Source organism: Pseudomonas sp. JV414, assembly GCF_032424305.1.
Taxonomy (GTDB): Bacteria; Pseudomonadota; Gammaproteobacteria; order Pseudomonadales; family Pseudomonadaceae; genus Aquipseudomonas; species Aquipseudomonas lini.
In genome coordinates this window covers 1-25,308 of the sequence record NZ_VYKC01000009.1, presented here as the reverse complement: position 1 = coordinate 25,308, position 25,308 = coordinate 1, and the positions used below count along the sequence as shown (strand labels likewise).

The 25,308-nt window shown below is 60.4% G+C and carries 23 protein-coding genes and 2 pseudogenes; 10 read left to right on the top strand and 15 right to left on the bottom strand.

Going from position 1 to position 25,308, the window contains the following annotated elements; all coding sequences use genetic code 11:
- A complete protein-coding gene (locus F6R97_RS11150) occupies positions 1-1,278 on the top strand; it encodes an acetyl-CoA C-acetyltransferase (RefSeq protein ID WP_038978812.1) in 1,278 nt (425 codons plus the stop codon).
- Between the two features lie 8 nt (positions 1,279-1,286).
- On the opposite strand, the gene F6R97_RS11145 is transcribed toward F6R97_RS11150, so the two are convergent.
- Complete coding sequence (locus tag F6R97_RS11145; RefSeq protein WP_315866536.1) at positions 1,287-2,315, bottom strand: bile acid:sodium symporter family protein; 1,029 nt, start codon at positions 2,313-2,315, stop codon at positions 1,287-1,289.
- 84 nt (positions 2,316-2,399) lie between these two features.
- On the opposite strand from F6R97_RS11145, the gene F6R97_RS11140 reads away from it, so the two are divergent.
- Positions 2,400-3,191: an AraC family transcriptional regulator gene (locus F6R97_RS11140; protein ID WP_038978814.1), complete on the top strand. Its 792-nt coding sequence runs from the start codon at positions 2,400-2,402 to the stop codon at positions 3,189-3,191.
- A 120-nt stretch (positions 3,192-3,311) separates the two neighbouring features.
- Here F6R97_RS11140 and F6R97_RS29585 read toward each other — a convergent pair whose 3' ends face one another.
- Both F6R97_RS29585 and F6R97_RS29580 read right to left on the bottom strand, forming a co-directional pair.
- A complete protein-coding gene (locus F6R97_RS29585) occupies positions 3,312-4,040 on the bottom strand; it encodes a methyl-accepting chemotaxis protein (RefSeq protein ID WP_370694720.1) in 729 nt (242 codons plus the stop codon).
- A gap of 129 nt (positions 4,041-4,169) precedes the next feature.
- Positions 4,170-5,258, bottom strand: a pseudogene (locus F6R97_RS29580) (cache domain-containing protein); the annotation flags it as partial.
- Between the two features lie 401 nt (positions 5,259-5,659).
- On the opposite strand from F6R97_RS29580, the gene F6R97_RS11130 reads away from it, so the two are divergent.
- Positions 5,660-6,553, top strand: coding sequence for a PA4780 family RIO1-like protein kinase (locus F6R97_RS11130; RefSeq protein ID WP_007907116.1), 894 nt, complete (start codon positions 5,660-5,662; stop codon positions 6,551-6,553).
- 213 nt (positions 6,554-6,766) lie between these two features.
- On the top strand, positions 6,767-7,981 hold the full coding sequence (locus tag F6R97_RS11125; RefSeq protein ID WP_315866535.1) for an MFS transporter: 1,215 nt from the start codon (positions 6,767-6,769) through the stop codon (positions 7,979-7,981).
- Here the strand turns inward: F6R97_RS11125 and cueR are convergent.
- From cueR to F6R97_RS11110, 3 genes are all read right to left on the bottom strand, one after another.
- On the bottom strand, positions 7,935-8,348 hold the full coding sequence (gene cueR / locus F6R97_RS11120) for a Cu(I)-responsive transcriptional regulator (protein ID WP_007907120.1): 414 nt from the start codon (positions 8,346-8,348) through the stop codon (positions 7,935-7,937). The genes F6R97_RS11125 and cueR overlap by 47 nt on opposite strands.
- Positions 8,345-10,738, bottom strand: a complete 2,394-nt coding sequence (locus tag F6R97_RS11115; protein WP_315866534.1) for a heavy metal translocating P-type ATPase — start codon at positions 10,736-10,738, stop codon at positions 8,345-8,347. Before F6R97_RS11115 ends, cueR begins: the two co-directional genes overlap by 4 nt.
- 200 nt (positions 10,739-10,938) lie before the next feature.
- Positions 10,939-11,322, bottom strand: a complete 384-nt coding sequence (locus F6R97_RS11110) for a hypothetical protein (protein ID WP_048396201.1) — start codon at positions 11,320-11,322, stop codon at positions 10,939-10,941.
- A 161-nt stretch (positions 11,323-11,483) separates the two neighbouring features.
- On the opposite strand from F6R97_RS11110, the gene F6R97_RS11105 reads away from it, so the two are divergent.
- Positions 11,484-11,681 (top strand): heavy-metal-associated domain-containing protein, encoded by a 198-nt coding sequence (locus tag F6R97_RS11105; protein ID WP_008069687.1) that lies wholly within the window; start codon positions 11,484-11,486, stop codon positions 11,679-11,681.
- Between the two features lie 107 nt (positions 11,682-11,788).
- Entirely contained in the window at positions 11,789-12,985 is a 1,197-nt protein-coding gene (locus F6R97_RS11100; protein ID WP_038978819.1) for a multidrug effflux MFS transporter, read from the top strand.
- Positions 12,986-12,993: 8 nt separating this feature from the next.
- Here F6R97_RS11100 and F6R97_RS11095 read toward each other — a convergent pair whose 3' ends face one another.
- Positions 12,994-13,164 carry a hypothetical protein gene (locus tag F6R97_RS11095; protein WP_167344822.1) on the bottom strand — a complete coding sequence of 57 codons (171 nt, stop codon included), beginning with the start codon at positions 13,162-13,164 and terminating at the stop codon, positions 12,994-12,996.
- 231 nt (positions 13,165-13,395) lie between these two features.
- Complete coding sequence (locus F6R97_RS11090; RefSeq protein ID WP_038978820.1) at positions 13,396-14,409, bottom strand: zinc-binding alcohol dehydrogenase family protein; 1,014 nt, start codon at positions 14,407-14,409, stop codon at positions 13,396-13,398.
- 118 nt (positions 14,410-14,527) lie between these two features.
- Here F6R97_RS11090 and F6R97_RS11085 point away from each other — a divergent pair, with 118 nt between their 5' ends.
- The 3 genes from F6R97_RS11085 to F6R97_RS11075 all read left to right on the top strand — a co-directional run bounded on the left by F6R97_RS11085 (position 14,528) and on the right by F6R97_RS11075 (position 18,023).
- Positions 14,528-15,457, top strand: coding sequence for a LysR family transcriptional regulator (locus F6R97_RS11085; protein WP_038978821.1), 930 nt, complete (start codon positions 14,528-14,530; stop codon positions 15,455-15,457).
- A gap of 315 nt (positions 15,458-15,772) precedes the next feature.
- Entirely contained in the window at positions 15,773-16,507 is a 735-nt protein-coding gene (locus F6R97_RS11080) for an ArsR/SmtB family transcription factor (RefSeq protein ID WP_048396202.1), read from the top strand.
- Between the two features lie 133 nt (positions 16,508-16,640).
- Positions 16,641-18,023 (top strand): MFS transporter, encoded by a 1,383-nt coding sequence (locus F6R97_RS11075; RefSeq protein WP_315866533.1) that lies wholly within the window; start codon positions 16,641-16,643, stop codon positions 18,021-18,023.
- Between the two features lie 115 nt (positions 18,024-18,138).
- On the opposite strand, the gene F6R97_RS11070 is transcribed toward F6R97_RS11075, so the two are convergent.
- The 6 genes from F6R97_RS11070 to F6R97_RS11045 all read right to left on the bottom strand — a co-directional run bounded on the left by F6R97_RS11070 (position 18,139) and on the right by F6R97_RS11045 (position 24,404).
- Positions 18,139-19,092, bottom strand: a complete 954-nt coding sequence (locus F6R97_RS11070; protein WP_038978824.1) for an adenosine deaminase — start codon at positions 19,090-19,092, stop codon at positions 18,139-18,141.
- 81 nt (positions 19,093-19,173) lie between these two features.
- Positions 19,174-20,139 carry a 2-oxoglutarate and iron-dependent oxygenase domain-containing protein gene (locus F6R97_RS11065; RefSeq protein WP_315866532.1) on the bottom strand — a complete coding sequence of 322 codons (966 nt, stop codon included), beginning with the start codon at positions 20,137-20,139 and terminating at the stop codon, positions 19,174-19,176.
- Between the two features lie 157 nt (positions 20,140-20,296).
- Complete coding sequence (locus F6R97_RS11060; protein WP_315866531.1) at positions 20,297-21,379, bottom strand: BMP family ABC transporter substrate-binding protein; 1,083 nt, start codon at positions 21,377-21,379, stop codon at positions 20,297-20,299.
- 337 nt (positions 21,380-21,716) lie between these two features.
- Positions 21,717-23,075: an 8-oxoguanine deaminase gene (locus tag F6R97_RS11055; protein WP_315866530.1), complete on the bottom strand. Its 1,359-nt coding sequence runs from the start codon at positions 23,073-23,075 to the stop codon at positions 21,717-21,719.
- Between the two features lie 251 nt (positions 23,076-23,326).
- On the bottom strand, positions 23,327-24,013 hold the full coding sequence (locus F6R97_RS11050) for an SDR family oxidoreductase (RefSeq protein WP_315866529.1): 687 nt from the start codon (positions 24,011-24,013) through the stop codon (positions 23,327-23,329).
- A 25-nt stretch (positions 24,014-24,038) separates the two neighbouring features.
- Positions 24,039-24,404, bottom strand: a complete 366-nt coding sequence (locus F6R97_RS11045) for a MerR family transcriptional regulator (RefSeq protein ID WP_048396208.1) — start codon at positions 24,402-24,404, stop codon at positions 24,039-24,041.
- A gap of 82 nt (positions 24,405-24,486) precedes the next feature.
- Here F6R97_RS11045 and F6R97_RS11040 point away from each other — a divergent pair, with 82 nt between their 5' ends.
- Positions 24,487-24,909 (top strand): hypothetical protein, encoded by a 423-nt coding sequence (locus F6R97_RS11040; protein ID WP_048396209.1) that lies wholly within the window; start codon positions 24,487-24,489, stop codon positions 24,907-24,909.
- 82 nt (positions 24,910-24,991) lie between these two features.
- Here the strand turns inward: F6R97_RS11040 and F6R97_RS11035 are convergent.
- A pseudogene (locus F6R97_RS11035) lies at positions 24,992-25,308 on the bottom strand (ABC transporter permease); the annotation flags it as partial.

Sequence of the window (25,308 nt, the reverse complement as noted above, 5' to 3'; positions counted from 1 at the left end):
ATGACTCAGCTGCGCCGCGTCGCGATTATCGGTGGTAACCGTATCCCCTTTGCCCGGTCCAACGGGCCGTACGCCACTGCCAGTAACCAGGCGATGTTCACCGCAGCGCTGGAAGGCCTGATCGAGCGCTATAACCTGCACGGTGTGCGCATGGGTGAAGTGGCGGCAGGTGCGCTGCTCAAGTATTTGCGCGATTACGGCCTGACCCGCGAATGCGTGCTGGGCTCGCGGTTGTCGCCGACGACGCCGGCCTACGACATCCAGCAAGCCTGCGGCACGGGGCTGGAGGCGACGTTGTTGGTGGCGAACAAAATCGCCCTGGGGCAGATCGAATGTGGCATTGCCGGTGGCGTCGATACAGCCTCGGACGTGCCGATCGGGGTCAACGAAAGTCTGCGCAAGATCCTCTTGCAGGCCAACCGCGCCCGAAGCACCGCCGACAAACTGAAAACCTTCCTGCAACTGCGTCCCCGCCATTTGATGCCCGACTTTCCAAGCATCGGCGAGCCGCGCACCGGCCGGTCGATGGGTGAACACTGTGAAATGATGGCCCAAACCTGGAGCATCCCGCGTGACGAGCAGGATCAGCTGACCCAGGAAAGCCATCAGAAACTGGCCGCGTCCTACGCCGAAGGCTGGCACAACGATTTGATGACGCCGTTCTTGGGCCTGACCCGGGACAACAACCTGCGCCCGGATCTGAGCCTGGAAAAACTCGCCTCACTGAAACCAGCCTTCGAGAAAAGCGCCAAGGGCACCCTGACCGCGGGCAATTCCACACCACTCACCGATGGTGCGTCGGTAGTGCTGCTGGGCAGTGAGGAGTGGGCGAAAGAGCGCGGCTTGCCGATCCTCGCCTATTGGCGTGACGGCGAGGCGGCAGCAGTGGATTTCGTCAACGGTGCCGAAGGACTGCTGATGGCGCCGGCTTATGCCGTGCCGCGGTTACTGGCGCGCAATGGCCTGACCTTGCAGGACTTCGATTACTACGAAATCCACGAAGCGTTCGCAGCGCAAGTGCTGTGCACATTGAAGGCCTGGGAAGATCCTGAGTTCTGCAAAACCCGTCTCGGCCTCGACGCACCGTTGGGCTCCATCGACCGTAGCCGCCTGAACGTCAAGGGCAGCTCACTGGCCGCCGGGCATCCGTTTGCCGCCACCGGTGCGCGCATCGTCGCCAACCTGGCGAAGCTGCTGGACGCGGCGGGCAAGGGCCGAGGGTTGATCTCGATCTGCGCGGCGGGCGGTCAGGGCGTGACGGCGATTATCGAGCGCTGATTGCTGGATTACTGGGGGGTGAGCACGGTCGCTCGTTGCTGCGCGGCCAGTTCCCGGTTGCGGTTGGCGTAACCCTCGGCCATCACCGAGCAGACGATCAGCTGCAACGGGTGATAGATCATGATCGGCAGCAGAATCAGGCCAAGGCCGGGGTTGGCACCGAAGATCAGCGCCGCCATTGGTGCACCGGCCGCCAGGGATTTCTTGCTGGCGCAGAACACTGCGGCAATCTCATCGGCAGGGATGAACTTCAACGCGCGAGCGGTGCGGGTGGTCATCCACAGGATGACTGCCAGCAAAATCGCACTGCCCATCAGCGCAGTCAGAATCACGCTGTTGCCCTGTTGCTGCCACATCCCCGACACCATCGAGTTGCAGAACGCCGAGTACACCAGCAGCAGGATCACCAGCTTGTCGGCGATGTTGGTGTAGCGCTTGTGCCGAGCAAAAAACTTGCCCAGTAACGGCCGCAGCAATTGCCCGAGCACCAGCGGCAACAGCAGCATGGCGCACAAGTCGATCAGAGTTGCACCGAGGTCGATACCGCCCGCGCCGCTACCGACCACGAAACTCACCAGCAGCGGTGTCAGAAAAATCCCCAGCACGCTGGACAGGCTCGCGTTGAGAATCGCCGCCGGTACGTTGCCGCCCGCGCTGCCCGTCAGTGTCACGGACGAGGAAATGGTCGAAGGCAGGGCGCAGAGGTAGAGGAAGCCGAGCATCAGCAGAGAGGGGATGTGCGAGCCCAGCAGTTTGTCACTCAGCAGCCAGATCAACGGAAACACCGCAAAGGTGAAGACTTGAACCATCACGTGCAGCTTCCAGTTTCTCAACCCGTGGCGGATCTGCTCGCTGGAGAGGTTGACCCCATGGAGGAAGAACACCAGAAACACGCCGATGTTGATCACCCACTCTGCGTGCATCCCGCCGCCGGTAGCGCCGAAGGTCGGGAAAAAATACGCCAGTAGCGTGGCGAGCAGCATGCCGCACAAGAACCAGTCGGTGACCACGCGTTTGAGGTGTTTGAAGGCATGCATGATGGGCACCGAATCCGTTTGTAAGAATTGATGACTTAGCCTAACGTCGGCCTCATCAGCCGTCTTGCGACATAAGGCCAATCAATGCCGACTAACGGACAACTTTCCCTCGAGCGAACGATTCCGGCGCTAACGGCGTTGCCGCGCCCGTTGTATGCGCGGGCGGAAAGTCTGAACGCTGGTTCGTGGACGCCGCCGCATCGTCACGATTGGGTGCAGTTTTCCTACGCCATCAGCGGCGTTCTCGGTGTGCACACCGCCGAAGGCAGTTTCTTTGCGCCGCCGCAGTGGGGCATCTGGATTCCGGCGGATCTCGAGCATCAGGTCGTGACCTCGATGCGAGCCGAGATGCGCAGCCTGTACGTGCGCCGCGAGGACTGCCAATGGGCGGACGGGCGCTGCCGGGTGCTGGAAGTCACGCCTTTGGCGCGGGAGCTGATCAAGCGGTTTTGCCTGTTGCCGGTGGAATATCCACAGGGCGATAGCCAGGAGGCGCGGTTGGTGGGCGTGCTGCTGGATCAGTTGGCGAGTCTGCCGGAAGTGGGGTTTTCCCTGCCGCTGCCCCGGCATGAACGTTTGCTGGGTTTGTGCAACGAGCTGATCGACAGCCCTGAGCGCAATGCGACCTTGCGGGAATGGGCCGAGCGTTTGGGCACGTCGGAGAAAACCCTGATGCGCTTGTTTCAGCGTGAGACCGGGTTGAGCTTCCGTGGCTGGCGGCAGCGCATGCGGCTGCTGTCGTCGCTGAGTTTGCTGGAGGAGGGGAACAGCGTGACCCATGCCGCGCTGTCTTGTGGGTATGACTCGACGTCGGCGTTTATTGCGGCGTTCAAGGGGTTGTTCGGGTTTACCCCCGGCGAACTCTTCAGGCAGTAACACCACCGAACCAATGTGGGAGCGGGCTTGCTCGCGAAAGCGGACTGTCAGCCAACAGAGATGTTGAATGTGATGGCCTCTTCGCGAGCAAGCCCGCTCCCACACTGGATCTGCGGGATATTAGGTTCTGAACCGCCGAACCAACCCATCCAGCTCATTCGACAACCCCGCCAGGCTCTGAGAATCCAGGCGCGCCGAGTTCGCCAGTTCTGCCACCAACTGCGCATCGCCATGAATCTGGCTGATGTGGCGATTGATGTCTTCCGCCACTTGATGCTGTTCCTCTGCCGCCGTGGCGATTTGAGTGTTCATGTCGCGAATCACATCCACCGACTCACGAATCTGCCCGAAGCTGCTGCGCGCTTCGCCGATGCGGGTCACCGATTGCTGAGACACTTCCAGGCTCGCATGCATCTGCTGCGTCACCTGGCTGGTGCGCTTGGCAAGATTACCCAGCAGCCCGTCGATTTCCGCCGTGGAGTCGGCAGTCCGTTTGGCCAGGGCGCGAACTTCATCCGCCACCACCGCAAAACCACGACCCTGTTCACCCGCCCGAGCCGCTTCGATGGCGGCGTTCAGTGCCAGCAGGTTGGTCTGTTCAGCGATCGAACGAATGGTCCCGAGGATCGACTGAATATCGTTGCTATCGCGCTCAAGCTGTTGCATCGATTGCGCCGACTGTTCGATTTCCTGGCTCAAGCGATCAACACTGCTCACTGCGGCATCGATCTGCTGCTGACCTTCGCGCGCCTGGCGCTGGCCACTGTCGGCCGACTCGGCAGCCTGGCTGCAAGAGCGTGCGACTTCGTTGGCGGTGGCGACCATTTCGTGGAACGCCGTGGACACCATGTCCACCGCTTCACGCTGGCGCCCGGCGGCTTCGGCCATGTCGCTGGACACCTGGGTCGAACTCTTGGAGGTGGCGAGGATCTTGGTCGCGGCGCCGCCGATGCTTTGAATCAGGTTGCGAATTGCCGCCAGAAACTGGTTGAACCAGTTGGCCAATTGAGCCGTTTCGTCGCTGCCACGGATTTGCAGGTTCTTGGTCAGGTCGCCTTCACCCTGGGCGATGCCTTCCAGGCCGCTGGCCACGCTGCGGATCGGCCGCACGATCAGGCTGGCGAAGCTGGCGCCAACGATGGCGAAGAACACCGCCAGTACCGCCGCGATGATCGCGATCAGCCAGGTCAGTTGAGTGGCCGAACTCATCACGTCGGTCTGCTTGATCAGTCCGATAAAGGTCCAGCCCAGTTGCTCCGAAGGCCAGACGTTGGCCATGTAGCGCTCGCCATTGAGCTCGACTTCCACCAGCCCTTTGCCGGCCTTGGCCAGTTGCGCGTAGCCATCGCCGAGGCTGTTGAGGGCCTTGAAGTTATGTTCCGGTTGCTTCGGATCGACCAGCACTTTGCCGGTGTTTTCCACCAGCATCAGGTAGCCGGTTTCGCCGAGCTTGATCTGTTTGACGATTTCGGTGAGCTGCTTGAGCGTCACGTCGATACTGACCACGCCGCCGTTGGTGCCCAGTTTGTTATCGATGGTGCGCACGGTGCTGACATAAGTCGCGTCATCCTGGGCCCAGTAATAGGCCTCGGTGCGAAACGGCTTACCCGGTTTGGCCTGCGCGGCTTTATACCAAGGGCGTTGGCGCGGGTCGTAATTGTTCAGCTTGGCATCGTCTGGCCAGGACACGTAACCGCCCGCCGCGGTGCCGAGGATGGCATAGGCGTAGGCCGGGTGGCTGTTGCCCAGGTCCTGGAGAAGGGCGAAGACCTTTTTGTCCGACTCACCTTGGGGAATGCTCTCGGCGTTGGCGCTCATGTAGGTCTTGAGGCTATCGTCGGAGTTCTTGATCAGCGGTTGGGTGGCCAGGTAATCGACGTTCTGGCTGATGCCGTCAAAAAACAGCTGCATGGCATTGCTGACCTGACGAATCTCACGGCCGCTGCCATCGACAAAATTATCCTTGGCATCGCTGCGCAAGTTCAGCACCACGAGGGTGGCGACCAGCACCACGGGCAAGCAGGCGATAATTGCAAACGCCCAGGTCAACTTCTGTTTGATGTTCATCCGCGCTCCATTTCTTCTTGTAGACCCACGCAGTGCAGATGACTCGCGGATTATTTGGTAGCTGTAAATGTTTTCGATTGTCGGACAAATCCTTTGCTCTCTAATACCTTCGGCTGATGGACAGGGAAATTGAGGCCTGTTAAGAAAAATCCGGCAAAGGGTAGGGCTACATGTCAGATTCTGTCGCAAATGCCCCTGTAGCCCTTCGTCAACAAGTGGCGCAGGCTCAGCTATGATCCTGAGCGGTCAATGAGTTGTGCTCGATTAATCCGGCACATTGTGTGCTTCTTGATGTTCATGGGAACGTTCATAGGTCGGCAACCCCTCCCGCGAATGAGAGGATTGCCGTATAACGAATGACTTTCGCGTGTTTGGTAATAAAGGACCCACAATAAAAGCTGATGAAGACTCCAAAACGCATTGAACCCCTGATCGAGGACGGTCTGGTCGACGAGGTGCTGCGCCCACTCATGAGTGGTAAAGAAGCAGCTGTTTATGTGGTGCGCTGCGGCAACGAGCTGCGTTGTGCCAAGGTCTACAAGGAGGCGAATAAACGCAGTTTTCGTCAGGCGGCCGAGTATCAGGAAGGCCGTAAGGTGCGCAACAGCCGGCAGGCTCGAGCGATGGCCAAGGGCTCCAAGTTCGGCAAGAAAGAAACCGAAGATGCCTGGCAGAATGCCGAAGTGGCGGCGTTGTTCCGGCTGGCCGGTGCCGGTGTGCGAGTACCCAAGCCGTATGACTTCCTCGAAGGCGTGCTGCTGATGGAACTGGTGGCCGACGAGTACGGCGATGCCGCGCCGCGTCTGAACGATGTGGTGTTGGAGCCGGACCAGGCGCGCGAATATCACGCGTTTCTGATTTCGCAGATCGTGCTGATGTTGTGTACCGGTTTGGTGCACGGTGACCTGTCCGAGTTCAACGTGCTGCTGACGCCAACCGGCCCGGTCATCATCGACCTGCCGCAAGCGGTGGATGCGGCGGGCAACAACCATGCGTTCAACATGCTGGAACGGGACGTGGGCAACATGGCGTCATACTTCGGTCGCTTTGCACCGGAGTTGAAACGTACCAAGTACGCCAAGGAAATGTGGGCGTTGTACGAAGCCGGCACTTTGCACCCGGCCAGTGTGTTGACCGGCGAGTTCGACGAGCCGGAAGAGCTGGCGGACGTCGGCGGGATCATGCGCGAGATCGAGGCGGCCCGTCTCGATGAAGAGCGCAAGCAAGCGATCCGCGCTGCGGACGACGCGCCACCGAGCAAAGCCGAAGAACCGCCTCCGCCGTGGATGCAGTAATCGGTTGACCCAAAACCCGGCTTCGGCCGGGTTTTTTGTAGATGCTTTTTTGGGACCGCGTCGTCTGCATCGCGGGCAAGCCCGCTCCCACAGGTTTTGTGTCGCTCCTAGATTCCATGATCGACACAAAACCTGTGGGAGCGTGGCTTGCCCGCGATGGCGTCAGACCAGACAATCCACAACGGCGATACTCACCACACTCAAGGACTGAATGTGAATTCCACCCGCAATGCCCAACTGATCATCGCCGCCCGATTGATTTCGGACTTCGGCGCTTTCCTCAACATGGTTGCCCTGGCCACCTACGTCTACCTGCTCAGCAACAGCGCCATGAGTGTCGGGATCTTCCTCGCCAGCCGTGTAGCCGGGGGGATCTTTGCCAGTCTAATTGGCACCCGGTTCTATCGCCGTTGGGCCGGGCGCCTGCCGCTGATTGCCTTCGACCTGCTGCGCGCCGGTTTGCTGGGCCTGCTGCTGGTGTTGCCGGTCAGCCAACAAGCGCTGCTGTTACCGCTGATCGCCTTCGGCCTGGGGGTTGGCAATTCGATGTTCGCCATTGGCCTCAACAGCCAACTACCGCACATGATCGATAAGGCGCAGCTGCTCAAGACCAACGCCTGGATTACCTCGGCGTCGTCCGCGGCGATGGTCGGCGGGAGTCTGGTGGCGGGGTTGTTGGTGGCGGGGTTTGGCTTTGAAACGGTGTTTGCCCTGAACGTAGTCACTTACCTGCTGGCGGCATTGTTGATTGTGCCGCTGCGGTTTCCCAGACCTGCACCCAGTGATGAACCCCTTCACCAACAAGGCGAATGGGCGGCCCTGCGCCAAGGGCTGCGCAGCGCGCCGGTGGTGGCCGCGATGCTTGCCGTCGCGATGGCCGATACGCTTGGCAGCGCCGCACACAACGTCGGCCTCCCGATCATTTCAAAACTGCTGACACCCGAGTCGGCCAGCACCACCCTGGGCCTGATGCTGGCGGTCTGGGCCAGCGGGAAATTCATTGGCGCGCGAATCGCCAGTCGTCTGAAAGGTACGGACAACGCGCACCTTGAACGGCGATTTTTCTTCGGTGTGTTGCTGATGTCCTGTGGTTTCATCCTGATGTTCCAACAGCAAACCCTTTACGGCTTGCTGCTGTTTTCATTGCCCGCAGGCTTGGGCGATGGCTTCTCGGAAGTCGGCCTGATGTCGCGCCTGCAACGTGAACCGGACAACCTGCGCCTGCCGATTTTCAGCTTTCTGACGCTGCTGCAAATGACCGGGTTCGGCATCGGCATGTTGATCGCCGCGCCGTTCTATTCCTGGTGGACGCCCGGCTCGGTGGTGTTGTTGTTCCACGGTATTCCCCTCACCACGTTGCTGGTGGCGAAGGGGGTGGCGCTCAGGAGTGAGCGGGTTCGGCGCAGCAGCCCGACGCCAGCTCCTTGAGGATCGGGCAGTCCGGGCGGTGGTCGCCGTGGCAATGTTCTACCAGGTCTTGCAGGGTGTCGCGCAGTTGGCCGAGTTCGCGAATCTTCTGGTTCAACTCATCAATGTGCTGACGGGCCAGCGCCTTCACATCGGCACTGGCTCGCTGACGGTCTTGCCAGAGGGTCAGCAGTTTGCCGACCTCTTCCAGCGAGAAGCCCAAATCCCGAGAGCGCTTGATGAACGCCAGAGTGTGCAGATCGTCGTCGCCATAGACCCGGTAGCCACTGTCGGTGCGATGGGCTGCTTTGAGCAGGCCGATGGACTCGTAATAACGAATCATCTTCGCGCTCAGACCGCTCTGGCGGGCCGCTTGGCCAATGTTCATCGGTTGTCCTCCAGGTCTTTGGGTTTCCAGGTTTTCAACAGTAACGCATTGCTCACCACGCTGACGCTCGACAGCGCCATGGCCGCGCCGGCCAGCACCGGGTTGAGGAAGCCGAACGCCGCCAGTGGCAGGCCGATCAGGTTATAGACGAAGGCCCAGAACAGGTTTTGGCGAATCTTCGCGTAGGTCTTGCGGCTGATTTCCAGCGCCGCCGGCACCAGCCGTGGATCGCCGCGCATCAAGGTGATCCCGGCAGCGTGCATGGCGACGTCGGTGCCGCCACCCATGGCGATGCCGATGTCTGCCGCGGCAAGGGCTGGTGCGTCGTTGATGCCGTCGCCAACCATTGCCACCACACCGGTTTTTTTCAGTGCGGCGACGGTGGCGGCTTTGTCCGCCGGCAGTACTTCGGCGTGGACATCGCTGATGCCCAGCGCCTCGGCGACCACTTTGGCGCTGCCGCGGTTATCGCCGGTCAGCAGATGGCTGCTGATGTTCCGTGCACTCAGCTGTTGCACCGCTTGCAGGGCGCCGTGTTTGAGCGTGTCACCAAAGGCAAACAGACCGAGCACCCGTGGTTCAGGGCTTTGTTCAATAAGCCAGGACAGGGTCCGGCCTTCGGTTTCCCAAGCGGTTGCGGAATCGGCCAATGGCCCGGCGCTCAGGCCACTTTCTTCCAGCAGACGCCGATTGCCCAAAGCCAATCGCCGACCATCGAGACTGCCGGCAATGCCGCGCCCGGTCAGCGATTGACTGTCGCTGACATCAGCCACGGTCAAGCCGCGCTCGGCGCAGGCATCCAGCACAGCCTTGGCCAGCGGGTGCTCGCTACCGCGTTGCAGTGCACCAGCCATTTGCAGCAAGGCAGCTTCGTCACCTTCGATGGCACTCAAATGCGCGATGCGCGGCGTACCCGAAGTCAGCGTGCCGGTCTTGTCGAATACCACGGCGCTGACTTCATGGGCGCGCTCCAAAGCTTCGGCATCCTTGATCAGAATCCCGTAGCGCGCCGCCACACCGGTGCCAGCCATGATTGCCGTCGGCGTGGCCAGCCCGAGTGCACAAGGGCAGGCGATTACCAATACCGCGACGGCGTTGATCAACGCGGTTTCCAGTGGCGCGCCATACAGCCACCAACCGATCAACGTCGCCAGGGCGATCAGCAGCACCGCCGGCACGAACACCTGGCTGACTTTATCCACCAGTTTCTGGATCGGCGCTTTTGCCGCCTGCGCGTCTTCGACCAGGCGGATGATCCGCGCCAGCACGGTTTCTGCGCCAAGCGCCAAGGTCCGAACCAGCAGCCGACCTTCGCCATTGATGGCCCCGCCGGTGACCTTGTCACCCGGTTGTTTCGGTACTGGCAGGCTTTCGCCGCTGATCAGTGCTTCATCCGCGTGGCTCTGGCCTTCCACCACTTCGCCATCCACCGGGAAGCGTTCACCGGGTTTGACCATGACCAGATCGTTGAGGCGCAAAGCGCTGATCGCAACGTCCTGCTCGCGGCCATCGATCACCTGAATGGCTCGCTCCGGACGCAAGGCTTCAAGGGCGCGGATGGCGCTGGCGGTCTGGCGCTTGGCGCGGCTTTCCAGGTATTTGCCCAGCAGCACCAGAGCGATTACCACCGCCGAGGCTTCGAAATACAGGTGCGGCAGGCGGCCGGCGGCGGTGGCCCACTCGTAAACGCTCAAGCCGTACCCGGCGCTGGTGCCCAGAGCTACCAGCAAATCCATGTTGCCGGCGCCGGCGCGCACGGCTTTCCACGCAGCGACATAGAAGCGCGCGCCGAAGATGAACTGCACCGGCGTCGCCAACGCGAACTGCACCCACGCCGGGAGCATCCAGTGCACGCCGAAAGGTTGCAGCACCATTGGCAGCACCAGCGGCAAGGCGAGGGCGATAGCCGCCAGCAAAGCCCAGCGTTCACGGTGCAGTCGTTGTTGTTGATTGTCGGTTTGCGGGTGTTCGACTTCCCAGACACTGGCGGAGTAACCGGCCTTGGTCACGGCGCCGATCAGGGCTTGCGGGTCGACCTGGCCGAGCAATTCGAGGTGGGCACGCTCGTTGGCTAGGTTGACGCTGACACTTTTGACCCCCGGCACCTTGGCCAGTGCCCGTTCGACGCGGCCAACGCAGGATGCGCAGGTCATGCCGTCGATGCTCAATTCCAGGGTCTGCTGCGGCACGCTGTAACCAGCCTGCTGCACGGCCTCCATCAAGGCCGGCAGGCTGTCACTGGGCGCTTGAACCCGGGCCTGTTCGGTGGCCAGGTTGACGCTGACTGCCGTGGCGCCGAGAACTTTGCTCAAGGCACGCTCGACACGCCCGGCGCAACTGGCGCAGGTCATGCCGGCAATCGGCAGATCGAAGGTGGTGGATTCGGACATCGGTCACGCTCCCTGTAGAAATTACCTACAGGATCAACCTTGCCATGCGGGCAAGGTCAAGCGCCACTCTGCAAATCGTCTCGCGACTCTGCACTTCGTAGGAGCGAGGCTTGCCCGCGAAGGGTCCATAACATTCAACATCAATGCTGACTGTTATGGCCTCTTCGCGGGCAAGCCTCGCTCCTACAGGTAGGTGGTGATCAATACTCGAGGGCTGCAGGCTTGAGGTACATCCCTTCCTGCGTCATCGCAATCCGGAACTTCAACACATCCCCGGCCTTGAGCGTGATGTTCTGCGAACCCGGCGCGAGCATGCCCGGGTTGCAACCCGGCGCCTGGCCCGGCAGCAGTTTGAGGCGCAGGGACACATTGCCCGGCGGCAGGTTGAACGAGGTGCTCTGTTCCTGGAACAGTCGCGCCGATAGCTGATCCTGGATGTACACGCCGATTTCGCAGGAAGTCGAAACCTCCAGACGCTCGCGGGAAATGATCAGCACGCCGTAGTCCTCCCCGGCGGCTTGGACCGAAGGTGTCGCGGCAAATAGGCTGAGGAAGCCAAACAGGCTGAGAGCTGACCAGCGCATGGCTGAATCTCCTGATGTCGAGTCATAGATGGACGCAGCTTGGCCGAGCACGACGCCGATTGCCAGCCCGGCAGCTTGCTTCAGAACTTGACCTTGCCATGGTGGCAAGCTCGAGACTGCCCTCAACCCGTATTGAAGGGCCCCATTTGAGGAGACGTCCCATGCAAGTGTTCAACGTTGAAGGCATGTCCTGCGGTCATTGCGTCAAGGCCATCACTCAGGCGCTGCAAGCCAAGGATCCCGCGGCCAGCGTGCGCATTGATCTGGCAGCAAAAGAAGTCGGCGTTGAAAGTGCGTTGACAGCCGATCAGGTGATCGCCGCGATCAGCGAAGAGGGTTATGGCGTCAAATTGGCCTGAGTTTTTTAATAGTTAGCGACCTAACGGAATGTTCAAGGCGTCCACGCCCGGCTAGACTGTTGGCCTGCCGATCCATGGCCAACCTGCATGCCTAACCTGGACGCCTGATGAACCTCCGTACAATCCTGATTCTCGGCGCCTTGAGCGCTTTCGGTCCGCTGGCGATCGATTTCTATCTGCCGGCATTCCCGGCGATGGCGCTCGCTTTCGGCACCGACGAAAAACACGTTCAACTGACCCTGGCGGCCTATTTTCTCGGCCTGTCCATTGGCCAACTGGCCTACGGCCCGGTGGCGGATCGCTTTGGACGGCGGATTCCCTTGCTGACAGGGCTCGGCTTGTTCACCGCCGCTTCATTGGCCTGTGCTTATGCGCCGACTCTGGAGTGGCTGATTGGCGCACGTTTCGTTCAGGCGCTGGGTGGTTGCGCAGGCATGGTGATTTCGCGGGCGGTGGTCAGCGATAAATGCGATGCGGTGGGTTCGGCGAAGGTCTTTTCGCAGTTGATGCTGGTGATGGGCCTGGCGCCGATTCTTGCGCCGATGCTGGGCGGGTTGCTGGTCAACACGACTGGCTGGCAATCGATCTTTCTCGTGTTGACTGGTTTCAGTGCGCTGGCAGGGTTGGCAGTGGCCCTCGGGCTGCCGGAAAGTCTGCCGGCCCATGTGCCGCGCCAACCGTTGTCGGGCGCGCTGCGTCAGTACGGTCGGTTACTGGCGGACCCGATCTTCCTCGGCCATGCCCTGACTGGCGGTGTCGCCATCGCCGGGATGTTTGCCTACATCGCCGGATCACCGTTTGTCTTCATCAAACTCTATGGCGTGCCGGCCGAGCATTTCGGCTGGCTGTTCGGCATTAACGCGGCGGGGTTCATTCTGGTGGCCCAGGTCAATGCCCGGATGCTGGCCAAGCGCGGTCCGGCCTTTTTACTGGCGCGTACCGTCTGGCTCTATCTGGCGGGCGGTCTGGCTCTGTTGGCGGTCAGCGCGTTGCACACCGCGCAGTTGTGGCCGTTGCTGATTCCGCTTTTCCTCTGCATCGCCAGCCTGGGTTGTATTGTGCCCAACGCCTCGGCCTGCGCCATGAACGGGCAGGGCGCGCGGGCGGGCAGTGCCTCGGCGATGCTCGGTTGCCTGCAGTTCAGCGTTGCCGCCGGGGCCGCAGCATTGGTGGGGGTTTTGCATGATGGCAGCGCCATGCCGATGGCCATGGTCATCAGCCTGTGCGGGATTCTGGTGGTGAGCGCAGCAACGCTCACCCGACGTTTGCAAAATGCCCGGGCGCTGACACAAGCCCAGGTCTGAGGACGGACTCAGCCAGCAGCGCGCTGCTGACGGTCGGGAAACTGATGGGGCGCGTGCAAGCGCGCTTCAAGCGTTTTAGTGAAGGCCAAGGCTTCGGCTTCACTGCGGAACGTCACAGCGTGTTGATCCAGGCGGACCTGCCAGCGGGATGTTGCCACTTCTTTTATCAGGATCTTCATTGCTGATCTCCTCTTGTAAAAGACGTCTCGTAAAAGACATCACATAAAAGATTGTTCGCAGAGCTTTCGATTGTAGACCTGAATACGATCGCAATTGTGACAACGGTCAATTCTCTGACTGACGGCAAAAGATCACCCGCCCCTGTAGGAGCTGCCGAAGGCTGCGATCTTTTGGTCTTGTGTTTTTAAAAGCAAAATCAAAAGATCGCAGCCTCCGGCAGCTCCTACTCTTCAGAACCCTTCAAGCACAATCTTGCCCTTGGACTTGCCGCTCTCCAACAGCTCATGGGCACGCCGCAGGTTGGCAGCGTTGATGGTCCCGAAGTGCTCGCCGACCGTGGTTTTCAGCGTGCCCGCATCGATCAGCCCGGCGACGCGGTTGAGCAGTTTGTGCTGCTCGATCATGTCTGCGGTTTCGAACAGTGAGCGGGTGTACATGAACTCCCAGTGCAGCGACAGGCTCTTGCGCTTGAGCTTGGTCACGTCCAGCGACTTCGGATCGTCGATCAGCGCCAGTTTGCCTTGCGGCGCCAACGCCTCCACCAATTGATCCAGGTGTTGATCGGTCTGAGTCAGGCTGGCGACATGGGTCACCTGCTCGAACCCCGCACGTTTGAGCTCTTCACTCAGCGGCTGGCTATGATCGATCACCTGATCGGCGCCCAGGTCACGCACCCAGCTCTGGGTTTGTGCACGGGAGGCGGTGCCGATAACCTTCAGCCCGGTGAGCTGGCTGGCCAATTGCGTGAGGATCGAACCCACACCGCCAGCGGCACCGACGATCAGCAGACTCTGGCCCTCATCGGTTTTGCCTTCGCGCACTTGCAGGCGCTCGAACAACAGTTCCCACGCGGTAATGGCGGTCAGCGGCAGGGCGGCGGCTTCGGCGAAACCGAGGGTTTTCGGCATGTGACCGACGATTCGCTCGTCCACCACATGCAACTCGCTATTGCCGCCGGCACGGGCGATGGAGCCAGCGTAGTACACCTTGTCGCCAGCCTTGAACGAGGTCACTTCGCTGCCGACGGCCTTGACCACACCGGCCACGTCCCAACCCAGTACCTTTGCCGCGCCAGCTTCAGGCTGGACGTTCTGGCGAACCTTGGTGTCCACCGGGTTAACCGAGATGGCTTTGACCTCCACCAACAGGTCGCGCGGGCCGGCGACCGGTTCTGGCAGCTCGATGTCTTGCAGGGATTTTTCGTCGCTGATGGGCAGGGAGGCGTAGTAGGCAATGGCTTTCATGGTGGGTTCCTCAGAGGGAATGATTTCGATGGGACAGATGATTGGTTATTTCCCGGCAAGATAAAACCCGCTAAAAGAGCAGTCTCTTTCAATATTTTTTTGATAATCGGGGCTGGCGATGTTGCGTTTCGATGACTTGCAGTTGTTCGTTCGGGCTGCGGACCTGGGCAGTCTGTCTGCGGCGGCGCGAGGGATGGATATGTCGGCGGCGGTGGCCAGTGCGGCGTTGAAGCGCATCGAACAACAACTGGGCGCGCGCTTGCTCGCCCGTTCTACCCGCAGTCTGCGTCTCACCGCTGAAGGCGAGGGCTTTCTGGAATACGCCCGGGCAGCCTTGAGCAATCTCGATGAGGGCCGCCGCTTGCTGGCCAGCGGGCAGGATCAGGTCAGCGGGATTTTGCAGCTGTCGGCGCCTTCGGATTTCGGTCGCAACCTGCTGTTGCCATGGCTCGACGAGTTTCAGCGCGAGCATCCGAAACTCACGGTCCGGTTGCTGCTGGGCGACCGCATTGCCGACCTGTTCCGCCAACCAGTGGACATTGCCCTGCGTTATGGCGAGCCGGAAGACTCGAGCCTGGTTGCGTTGCCCATCGCCCCGCAAAACCGTCGCGTGCTCTGCGCGGCGCCGAGTTACCTGGCCCGGCATGGCGAACCTCGGCATCTGGAGCAACTGGCTCAGCACAATTGCCTGTTGTTCATGCTCGGCAGCCGGGTCCACGATCACTGGAGTTTCCACGATGGCAAACGCGAAGTGAGCCTGACGGTCAGTGGCGATCGATTTAGTGACGACGCCGATGTTGTGCGTCTGTGGGCCATAGCGGGAGCGGGGATTGCGTATAAGTCCTGGCTCGATGTCGCTGCCGATGTGCTGGCCGGTCGATTGAAAGTGCTGATGCCGGAGCTACTCTGCGAGCGCGCACCGCTGAATTTGCTGTGCGCGCATCGCGCACAATTGAGTAAGCCGGTGAACCTTTTGCGGGAAATGCTTGCCAGCCGATGCGCTCATATAAGCAGTCAATTTCCGGCGAAATCGGATGTCGATCATTAGTCGCAGGCAAATAGCGAAATTTCTGTCAGGAACTATCACCACCAATGGAGCCCCGAGGGCAGGAACCGGCGGTTAACCCGCTTATACTAGCGCTCGCCTCATGTACGCACCGTCGACCTCGCAATGGCGAGTTCAGGTTCGATTCGGTCATACCCGATGGTCATCACCGGACCTTCGTTGTACCCGCGAAGCATGGCCTGGGTGAGTGGGTGGCTTTGCCCGGTTTATGGCGGTTTTCGCGTCTTGGCCGACGACACATTACTGGTCAAGATGTCTCTGAGCAGTAGACGAAACGATTCAACAGGGAGTGAATACATGGAACATGCACCTTGCATCAGCCAGATCGCCACATTGCTGGCTGACCCAAAGCGCAGCGCAATGATGTGGGCCTTGATGGACGGCTCGGCGCGGCAAACCGAAGAGCTGGCGTTGCTGGCCGGCCTGTCGCCGTCTTCGGCCAGTGCGCATTTAGGGCGTTTGTCCGCCGGAGGTCTGTTGAAAGTCGAAACCCGTGGCCGCAAACGGTTTTTCCGGCTTGCCGCGCCCGAAGTCGGCGCCGCGATAGAAGCCTTGGCCAGCGCGACCCTGGCCAGCGCGCCTCGGGACATTCCAGAGGTTTTCAAACGCACCAGCCCTATCGCCAAACCGCAGGCGGCGCCTTCGTCTTTGCTGCGGGCCAGGCTCTGCGACGACCATCTGGGTGGCACCCTGGCCGCCGACCTCTACCAGCGTCTGCTGGATGCGGGCTGGATCGAGCAACTCGATCAGCGGGTCATGATCACTCACAAGGGCGCCACACAATTGGCAACACGCGGTGTATTCATCCAGGCGCTGGCTCATCGCAACAGCAGAGTCGCTTGCGCTTGCCCGGACTGGAGCGAAAGACGCCCGCACATGGGCGGTTCACTGGGCGCAGCGTTGTTGCAGTTGTTCATGCAGTCTGGCTGGTTGAGCCTGCCCAACGATTCGCGAGCGTTGCAGATCACCGCTGCGGGGCAACGGGAAATCCATCGCTTCGCCAAGGAAACCGAGCTGGAAATGGCGCTTTAGACCATTGAGGTGCGACGTCCGGGATTTGTTTCAGGCGTCGTTCAGAGCTGTGGACAGGTCGCATCCAGCAATAATCCCCAGCCGCTATCGCGCACACTCGATCCGGGGACTTTCAGGATTGGGGGAATGTGGCATGGAAACACGAAGCTTCAGCGCGGCAGAACGATTGGAACGGCTGCCCATCAGCGGTTATCACCGCATCATTTTCATCATCATTGCCCTGGCGTTTTTCTTCGACTCCATGGACCTGGCGATGATGACCTTCCTACTCGGCTCGATCAAAACCGAGTTCGGCCTGAGCACGGCACAGGCCGGATTGCTGGCCAGTTCGAGTTTCTTCGGCATGGTTCTGGGGGCATCGCTGTCCGGTATGTTGGCCGACCGCTTCGGGCGCAAACCAGTGTTCCAGTGGAGCATTGTGCTGTGGGGCATCGCTAGCTACCTGTGCTCCACGGCGCAGAACGTCGAAACGCTGACGCTGTTCCGAGTCTTGCTGGGGATCGGCATGGGCATGGAATTTCCGATTGCGCAGTCGATGCTGTCGGAGCTGATTCCAGCTAAGCGACGTGGGCGTTACATCGCGTTGATGGATGGTTTTTGGCCGCTCGGTTTCGTCGCAGCGGGGGTGCTGTCGTACTTCCTGCTGCCGGTGATTGGCTGGCGCGACATTTTTCTGGTGTTGGCGGTGCCGGCGGTGTTCGTCCTGGCGATTCGTTTTTTCATTCCCGAGTCACCGCGCTGGCTGGAGCAGGCCGGGCATCATGACGTGGCGGATAAAGTCTTGTGCGGCATCGAAGACCGGGTTCGGGCTTCACTGGGCCGTACGGATTTGCCTGAACCGATTCGTTTGCCCCGGGTGGCGAGTCAACCGGGCACTTTCTTCTCTGCGCTACGAGAGATCTGGTCGGCGCAGTATCGCCAGCGCACGATGATGATCTGGAGCGTGTGGTTCTTCGCCTTGCTGGGTTTCTATGGCCTGACGTCCTGGCTCAGCGCACTGTTGCAACAATCGGGTTTTGCCGTGACCCAATCGGTGTATTACACGGTGGTGATTTCCCTCGGCGGAATTCCCGGTTTCCTCATGGCTGCCTGGCTGGTAGAGCGTTGGGGGCGTAAACCGGTGTGCGTCGTGACATTGCTCGGCGGCGGGGTCATGGCGTTTCTTTATGGCCAGAGTGCGGTGTTCGGCGGCAATGTCAGTCTGTTGATTACCTCGGGGCTGTTGATGCAGTTCTTTCTGTTCGGCATGTGGGCGGTGCTCTACACCTACACCCCTGAGTTGTACCCAACGTCGGCACGCGCCACGGGTTCGGGGTTCGCTTCGGCTATCGGCCGCGTGGGGTCGTTGCTCGGGCCGTTGGTGACCGGGCTGGTGTTCCCGATGACCGGGCAGGGCGGGGTGTTTGCGCTGGGGGCGATGTGTTTTGCGATTGCGGCGGGGGTGGTGTGGATGTTCGGGATGGAGACCCGGGGCAAGACGTTGGAAGAGTTGAGCGAAGTAGAGATCGTCGGCTGAACACAGTCCCTGTGGGAGCGGGCTTGCCCGCGATGAGGCCAACGGCCTCAACATTGAGTTGGCTGACAGTCCGCTATCGCGGGCAAGCCCGCTCCCACAGGTTATTCGGTGGCTTTTAAGGTTTGACCAATCTGGCATCCAGGCTGTTCTGCGCCAGGCGCTTGGCCTGATCCTGGGTCATGCCCAGATCGGTGTACAGCGCGTGGAAGTTCTCGGTGACATACCCGCCGAAGTAGGCCGGGTCATCGGAGTTCACCGTGACCTTCACACCGCGCTCGAGCATGTCGAGGATGTTGTGTTGGGACATGTGATCGAACACGCAGAGTTTGGTGTTCGACAACGGGCACACGGTCAGCGGGATCTGCTCGTCGATGATCCGCTGCATCAAGCGCTCGTCTTCGATGGCGCGCACGCCATGGTCGATGCGCTGGATTTTCAGCAGGTCGAGGGCTTCCCAGATGTACTCGGGCGGGCCTTCTTCACCGGCGTGGGCCACGGTCAGGAAGCCTTCGTTGCGCGCACGATCGAACACCCGCTGGAACTTGCTCGGCGGGTGGCCCATCTCCGAACTGTCCAGGCCCACGGCGACAAACGCATCGCGGAACGGCAATGCCTGGTCGAGGGTTTTCTGCGCTTCGTCTTCGCTCAAGTGACGCAGGAAACTGAGGATCAAACCACTGGTGATGCCCAGCTGCTGCTCGCCATCCTTCAGTGCGGCGGCGATGCCGTTGAGCACCACTTCGAACGGGATGCCACGGTCGGTGTGGGTTTGCGGGTCGAAGAACGGTTCGGTGTGAATCACGTTCTGCGCCTTGCAGCGCAACAGGTAGGCCCAGGTCAGGTCGTAGAAATCCTGAGACGTGCGCAACACATCGGCGCCCTGGTAATACAGGTCGAGAAACTCTTGCAGGTTATTGAAGGCGTAAGCCTTGCGCAGGGTTTCAACGTCGCTCCACGGCAGGGCGATCTTGTTGCGTTCGGCCAGGGCGAACAGCAGCTCAGGTTCCAGCGAACCTTCCAGGTGCAAGTGCAATTCTGCCTTGGGCAGGGCGTTCAGCCAGTCGTACATTTTTGAATTCTCATCAGGTGCAATGAGGGCATTCTACAGATGCCCGCAGAAACAATGAGCAAAACCTGACCAGCCGGTTCATTACACGGCTTCCTGTTCCCGTCGATAGGCGTAGGTATCGGCGAAACGCGACAGCAGGAATTCGGCGCAGGTGGTGGCCGGATACTTCGCCGGATGCCGTTCGTCCTGGCAACCGGGCAGGCATTCGATGGGCGTGTCGGGGTGCGGTTCAGCAAAGAACGGCATCGAGTACCGATCCACCCCCAGCGGGCTGATCACCCGGTGCGGCGTCGACAGGTAACGGTCGTTGCTCCAGCGCGCCATCATGTCGCCGAGGTTGACCACGAACGTGCCTTCGATCGGCGGCGCATCGATCCACTCGCCCCGCACGTTGCGCACTTGCAGACCGCCAGCGGCATCCTGGTAGAGCAGGGTGATGCAGCCGTAATCGGTGTGAGCTCCGGCACCTTGCTGATCTTCGGTGCTGGCAGTGTGGCGCGGCGGGTAATGAATCATCCGCAGTACGCTGACCGGTTCTTTGAAACGGCTATCGAAGAAATCGCGCTCAATGCCCAGCGCCAGAGTCATGGCCCGCAGCAGGGTTTGAGCGAGCGCCTGCATGTCGACGTAGTGTTGCTCCATCAGCGATTCCCAACCGGGCATAGACGGATGACGGTTGGGGCCGCGCAAGGGTTTTTCCGCAATAACCTCTGGATGATCGGCCGGCAGGTGCAGGCCCATGTCGAAGGTTTCTTTCAGATCGCAGGGCTTGCTCGGGTCGAGTTGCTCGGTGGCGATGGCGCCATAGCCGCGGTGGTGGCGGGTCTGGGTGATGTCGATCTTGAGTTTTTCAGCGGCGGGCAGGGCGAAGAAACGTTGGGCATGGTCGAGCACTGCGGCGATACGCGACGGGGCGATCGGGTGGCCCTTGATATAGAAAAAGCCCCATTCGCGGCAGGCATGGTCGATTTGGGTGGCGATCGATTGCCAGGCGGTTTGATCAGCGCTGTAGAGCGGGCTGATGTCGATGATTGGGAGGCTGTTCATGCGATTGTCCTGAAGAGTACGCAGAATGACAAAATACTGCAGAGCCCTGTGGGAGCGGGCTTGCCCGCGATAGCGAATTGACAGTCAACAATGATGCTGAATGTGATGGCCTCATCGCGGGCAAGCCCGCTCCCACAGGGTTTAGTGTCTGACTAAGTTACTTCGGTATCTCGGCCTTCATGCCTTCGACGTAGTAGTTCATCGACGCCAATTCCGCATTGGTTGCTGTCGCGCCCGCCGGGATTTTCTCCACGCCGGCCTGATCCTTGATCGGCCCGGTGAACGGATGCAGGGCACCGCTCTTGATGTCGGCAATGATCTGCTCGGCTTCGGTTTTCACCGCAACCGGTACCAGGTCGCTGATCGGCAGCTCAACCGTACCTTCCTTCAGACCGCCCCAGTAATCCTGGGATTTCCATGTGTGGTCGAGCACGCTTTGGGTCGCCTGAATGTAGTGCGGCCCCCAGTCGTTGACGATAGACGTCAGCACCGCTTTCGGCCCGAAGTGCGCCATGTCCGACGCATAACCGACGGCGTACACGCCACGACGTTCGGCCGCCTGGATCGGTGCCGGACTGTCGGTATGCTGGAACACCACGTCCACGCCCTGGTCGATCAGCGCATTGGCGGCATCAGCTTCCTTGCCCGGATCGAACCAGGAGTTGACCCACACCACTTTGATCTCGGTGCCCGGGTTGTACTTGTTCAGGGCCAGTTGAATGGCGTTGATGTCGCGGATGACTTCCGGGATCGGGAACGAGGCGACGTAACCGATTTTCTTGGTCTTGGTCATCTTCGCCGCGAGGAAACCGCCGACGTAGCGGCCCTCGTAAGTACGCGCCAGGTAAGTGCCAAGGTTCTTGTCTTGTTTATAGCCGGTGGCGTGTTCGAAGGTCACCTTGGGAAATTGCTTGGCGACTTTCAGGGTCGGGTTCATGTAGCCAAAGGATGTGGTGAAAATCAGGTCGTACTTGTCCTTGGCCATGTTGCGGATCACCCGCTCGGCATCGGCGCCCTCGGCGACGTTCTCCACGTAGTTGGTGGTGATTTGCTCACCGAACTTCTCAGCCAGCGCCTTGCGTCCCTGTTCATGCTGATACGTCCAGCCGTGGTCACCGATCGGACCGATATAGACGAAGCCGACTTTCAGCGGGTCGGCAGCACTGGCGGTCAGGCTGGCGCTCAGACCGATGGCTGCGGCGACAACGCAAAGCAGCTGCTTCAACGGACGTTTATGCATGAACTGGAACTCCATTTTGTTGTGAGATGGAGGAGGGCAATGCAAATTGCTGACCAACAGGACAACAAAATCAAAAGATCGCAGCCTGCGGCAGCTCCTACATGATTTCGCGTACCCCTGTAGGAGCTGCCGCAGGCTGCGATCTTTTGATGTTGAATTCCTTACTAGAGCCAACCCGGTGCAACAGGTCCAACTCACGCCATGCACTGGTGCGGACGCCTTACACAAAACCGTGGGAGCGAGCCTGCTCGCGATAGCGGACTCACATTCAACATCAATGTTGACTGACACGTCGTCATCGCGAGCAGGCTCGCTCCCACAATAGATTTATGTCGACTCAGACGCCGCTGATCAACCGCCGAGCCGCCTGGCTATGATCGGCAATCAACCCTTTCAGATCCAGCCCTTCAACCTGTCCATCGATCACCCGCCACTTTCCGCCGATCATCACCCGGTCCGCCCGATCCGCGCCGCACAGCAGCAGCGCAGACACCGGATCATGGCTGCCGGAGAAGCGCAGCTCATCCAGTTTGAACAGCGCCAGATCCGCCTGCTTGCCCACCGCCAGTTCGCCGATATCGCTGCGCCCGAGCAAACTCGCCGAGCCCTTGGTCGCCCAGCCCAGCACCAATTCCGGCGTAATCTTTTCGGCGCCATAACGCAGCCGCTGGATGTACAGCGCCTGACGGGTTTCGAGGATCATGTTCGACGCATCGTTGGACGCCGAACCGTCCACGCCCAGACCCAGCAGCGCACCCGCAGCGGTCAGGTCCAGCGTCGGGCAAATGCCGGAGGCCAGGCGCATGTTCGAACTCGGGCAATGGCAAATGCCCGTGCCGGCCGCGCCGAGACGGGCGATTTCGTCGGGGTTGAAATGAATGCCGTGGGCCAGCCAGGTGCGCGGGCCGAGCCAGCCGACGCTGTCCAGATAATCCACGGTACGCAGGCCGAAACGTTGCAGGCAGAAGTCTTCTTCGTCGAGGGTTTCTGCCAAGTGCGTGTGCAGGCGCACGTCGAGGGAGTTCGCCAGTTCGGCGCTGGCGGACATGATTTCCGGGGTCACCGAGAACGGCGAGCACGGTGCCAGGGCTATCTGAATCTGTGCCCCATCGCCGCGCTCGTGGTACGCGGCAATCAAGCGTTGGCTATCGTCGAGGATCACTTCGCCTTCCTGGACGGTTTGCTGCGGTGGCAGGCCGCCGTCTTTTTCGCCAAGGCTCATGGAACCGCGAGTGAGCATGGCGCGCATGCCCAATTCGCGGACGCTTTCGACCTGCACATCGATCGCGTTTTCCAGGCCTTCCGGAAACAGATAATGGTGGTCGGCGGCGGTGGTGCAACCGGACAGCAGCAACTCGGCCAACGCGACTTTGGTGGCGAGGGCAAGTTTTTCAGGGGTGAGACGAGCCCAGACCGGATAGAGGGTTTTCAACCACGGGAACAACGGCTGATTAACCACCGGCGCCCAGGCACGGGTCAGGGTTTGATAGAAGTGGTGATGGGTGTTGATCAGCCCCGGCAGGATCACGTGTTCGCGTGCATCGAAAACGTGGTCACAAGGCGCGGAGGGTTGCTGACCGGCGGCGAGCACTTCGACGATCAAACCGTCTTGCAGCACCAGACCGCCACGGGCATCGAGCGCGTTGGCCGTGAAAATGGCGAGGGGATTTTTTAACCAGGTACGGGTCGCAGGCATGGTGGCCGGCTCCTCTGAAAGTTGGGTTCAGGGTTGCCAGCTCAGTGTTGCCCTGTCTGCTGATCCAGGGTCGCCGCGAGGGCGAGGTGCGGAGTTTCGAACAAAAAAGCTTCGCGGGCAAGCCTCACTCGTCCAGACGATGCCAAACCCTGTGGGAGCCGGGCTTGCCCGCGATGCAGGCACCTCGGTCTTTCAGCTAGACCGAGGTGATGCAATCGCAGGCAAGCCAGCTCCCACAGGGAACAGTGGGGTTACCAGGGAATGTTTTCACCCCTGTAGTTCACAAAATGATGCCCGCCCTTGCCGGCATACGCATTCACCTGATCGATCAGCCCGCGCGTACTGGTTTGCACATCAATGTCCGCGCCTTCACCGCCCATATCAGTCTTCACCCAACCCGGATGCAGCGACAGCACGGTGAGTTTCTGTTCGCCCAATTGCGTGAAGAAGCTGTTGGTCATGGAGTTCAGCGCCGCTTTGCTGGCTTTGTACAGCGCCAGCTCTGGCGCGTCGGGCATGGTCACGCTGCCCAGCACCGAACTCATGAACGCCAATACGCCGCTGTCTTCACGAATCTGCCCGACAAAACGCTGGGCCAGATTGATCGGCGCCACGGCGTTGGTGAAGAACAATTGACCGACCTCGGCCAACGTCGCTCCGCCCGGCGTCTGGACCTCCGGGCCCTTGACCCCGGCATTCACGAACAACAGGTCGAACACTTCACCTTTGAGTTGTTGGCTCAGGGCGATGACCGCTTGCTGATCGTCCATGTCGAGTTTTTCGATCCGCACCTTGCCCAACGCTTGCAAGGCTTCGGCGCTCTGCGGGTTGCGCACGGTGGCGGTGACTTGCCAGCCGTCGGCCAGCAGGGTTTTCACCAGACCGAGGCCCAAGCCTCGGGAGGCACCGATGATGAGTGCGGTTTTTGCCGTAGACATGAATGGCTTCCTTGATGGATGAGAATCACGGATTTAAAGGGTGCTGACTCAAAGGACACTGTTGACCGAGCCGATGTTGCAGTTCCTGACGCAAGACATCGAGTTCGGCGATGCGGGTTTCGATCAGGTTCAGTTTGTCTTGCAGCAGTTGGGTCACGGCATTGGCTGGGTCGGGTGCCTGCCACAGCGCGGCGACGCTGCTGCCGATCTCGCCGAGGGTAAAGCCCAGTCGCTGAGCCGTCTTGATGTACAGCACCAGTTGCACCATCTCCGCCGGATAGTCGCGATAACCATTGGCGCCGCGTTGCGCGGCGATCAATCCGCGTTGCTCGTAAAAGCGCAACGTGTCGCGACTGACGGCGCTGGCCTGGGCTAATTCACCGATGCGCATCTTGATGTCTCGAGATGGCTTGACCCTGGAGCATACTCCAGGCTTTAGCCTTGTTGCTCCCTGAATTTATGGAGCAATGCCAATGTGGACTTCAACGCAATATCGTCAAGTGGTGCGTGGCAGTGCGTGGTACGACCTGATCGTGACCGCTGCTTTTGTAACACCGTGGAGTTTTGCGGCGTTGCATGGCGTGTTGTTGAGCGTGAGCCAGACTTTCAATTTGCCTGGCGAGCTACCGCCGTTCGAGCCGATGCACATGCTGATGGCGAATTTGTTGGGCTCGATTGTGTGCGTGTGGGCGGTGCTGCGGATTCGTGATCCGCAGCAGGTGTTTGGGCGGTATGACGCGGTGGGGAGGTTTCTGTTTTCGGCTTGGCAGCTGTATGCCTTGCTCCACGGCGCGAGTTCATTGCTGGTTGTTTTCTTGGTCTTTGAATTGGCGTGGGGCGCTGCTCAGGTGTTGCCTGTTAGGGCGCCATCGCGGGCAAGCCCGCTCCCACAGTGATCTTGGGTGAACACAGATTTTTTGATCGATACAGAAACCTGTGGGAGCGGGCTTGCCCGCGATGAGGCCCTTGAAGTCTCCGCTAATGCCCGGCCTGCCACGGCTGTCCCAACGAAACCGGCGCATACAACCGTGTGCGCACGGCATCCCGGGACAGCAGCACCAACACCACAATGGTCGCGACATACGGCAGCATCGCCAGCAGGCTCGACGGCATCGCCAGCCCCAACCCCTGCGCCACCAAATGCAGGATGCTGGCGAGCCCGAACAGATACGCCCCGAGCAGCAATCGCCACACTCGCCAACTGGCAAACACCACCAGCGCCAAGGCAATCCAGCCACGACCGGCGCTCATGTTTTCCGCCCACATCGGCGTGTAGGCCAAGGACAAATAAGCCC

Bases quoted from the DNA above. Each gene is read 5' to 3' on its own strand.
- F6R97_RS11150 (WP_038978812.1), top strand. From the start codon at position 1: ATGACTCAGCTGCGCCGCGTCGCGATTATCGGTGGTAACCGTATCCCC.
- F6R97_RS11145 (WP_315866536.1), bottom strand. From the start codon at position 2,315: ATGCATGCCTTCAAACACCTCAAACGCGTGGTCACCGACTGGTTCTTG.
- F6R97_RS11140 (WP_038978814.1), top strand. From the start codon at position 2,400: ATGCCGACTAACGGACAACTTTCCCTCGAGCGAACGATTCCGGCGCTA.
- F6R97_RS29585 (WP_370694720.1), bottom strand. From the start codon at position 4,040: ATGGTGTCCACGGCGTTCCACGAAATGGTCGCCACCGCCAACGAAGTC.
- F6R97_RS11130 (WP_007907116.1), top strand. From the start codon at position 5,660: ATGAAGACTCCAAAACGCATTGAACCCCTGATCGAGGACGGTCTGGTC.
- cueR (WP_007907120.1), bottom strand. From the start codon at position 8,348: ATGAACATTGGCCAAGCGGCCCGCCAGAGCGGTCTGAGCGCGAAGATG.
- F6R97_RS11115 (WP_315866534.1), bottom strand. From the start codon at position 10,738: ATGTCCGAATCCACCACCTTCGATCTGCCGATTGCCGGCATGACCTGC.
- F6R97_RS11110 (WP_048396201.1), bottom strand. From the start codon at position 11,322: ATGCGCTGGTCAGCTCTCAGCCTGTTTGGCTTCCTCAGCCTATTTGCC.
- F6R97_RS11105 (WP_008069687.1), top strand. From the start codon at position 11,484: ATGCAAGTGTTCAACGTTGAAGGCATGTCCTGCGGTCATTGCGTCAAG.
- F6R97_RS11100 (WP_038978819.1), top strand. From the start codon at position 11,789: ATGAACCTCCGTACAATCCTGATTCTCGGCGCCTTGAGCGCTTTCGGT.
- F6R97_RS11095 (WP_167344822.1), bottom strand. From the start codon at position 13,164: ATGAAGATCCTGATAAAAGAAGTGGCAACATCCCGCTGGCAGGTCCGC.
- F6R97_RS11090 (WP_038978820.1), bottom strand. From the start codon at position 14,409: ATGAAAGCCATTGCCTACTACGCCTCCCTGCCCATCAGCGACGAAAAA.
- F6R97_RS11085 (WP_038978821.1), top strand. From the start codon at position 14,528: ATGTTGCGTTTCGATGACTTGCAGTTGTTCGTTCGGGCTGCGGACCTG.
- F6R97_RS11080 (WP_048396202.1), top strand. From the start codon at position 15,773: ATGGAACATGCACCTTGCATCAGCCAGATCGCCACATTGCTGGCTGAC.
- F6R97_RS11075 (WP_315866533.1), top strand. From the start codon at position 16,641: ATGGAAACACGAAGCTTCAGCGCGGCAGAACGATTGGAACGGCTGCCC.
- F6R97_RS11070 (WP_038978824.1), bottom strand. From the start codon at position 19,092: ATGTACGACTGGCTGAACGCCCTGCCCAAGGCAGAATTGCACTTGCAC.
- F6R97_RS11065 (WP_315866532.1), bottom strand. From the start codon at position 20,139: ATGAACAGCCTCCCAATCATCGACATCAGCCCGCTCTACAGCGCTGAT.
- F6R97_RS11060 (WP_315866531.1), bottom strand. From the start codon at position 21,379: ATGCATAAACGTCCGTTGAAGCAGCTGCTTTGCGTTGTCGCCGCAGCC.
- F6R97_RS11055 (WP_315866530.1), bottom strand. From the start codon at position 23,075: ATGCCTGCGACCCGTACCTGGTTAAAAAATCCCCTCGCCATTTTCACG.
- F6R97_RS11050 (WP_315866529.1), bottom strand. From the start codon at position 24,013: ATGTCTACGGCAAAAACCGCACTCATCATCGGTGCCTCCCGAGGCTTG.
- F6R97_RS11045 (WP_048396208.1), bottom strand. From the start codon at position 24,404: ATGCGCATCGGTGAATTAGCCCAGGCCAGCGCCGTCAGTCGCGACACG.
- F6R97_RS11040 (WP_048396209.1), top strand. From the start codon at position 24,487: ATGTGGACTTCAACGCAATATCGTCAAGTGGTGCGTGGCAGTGCGTGG.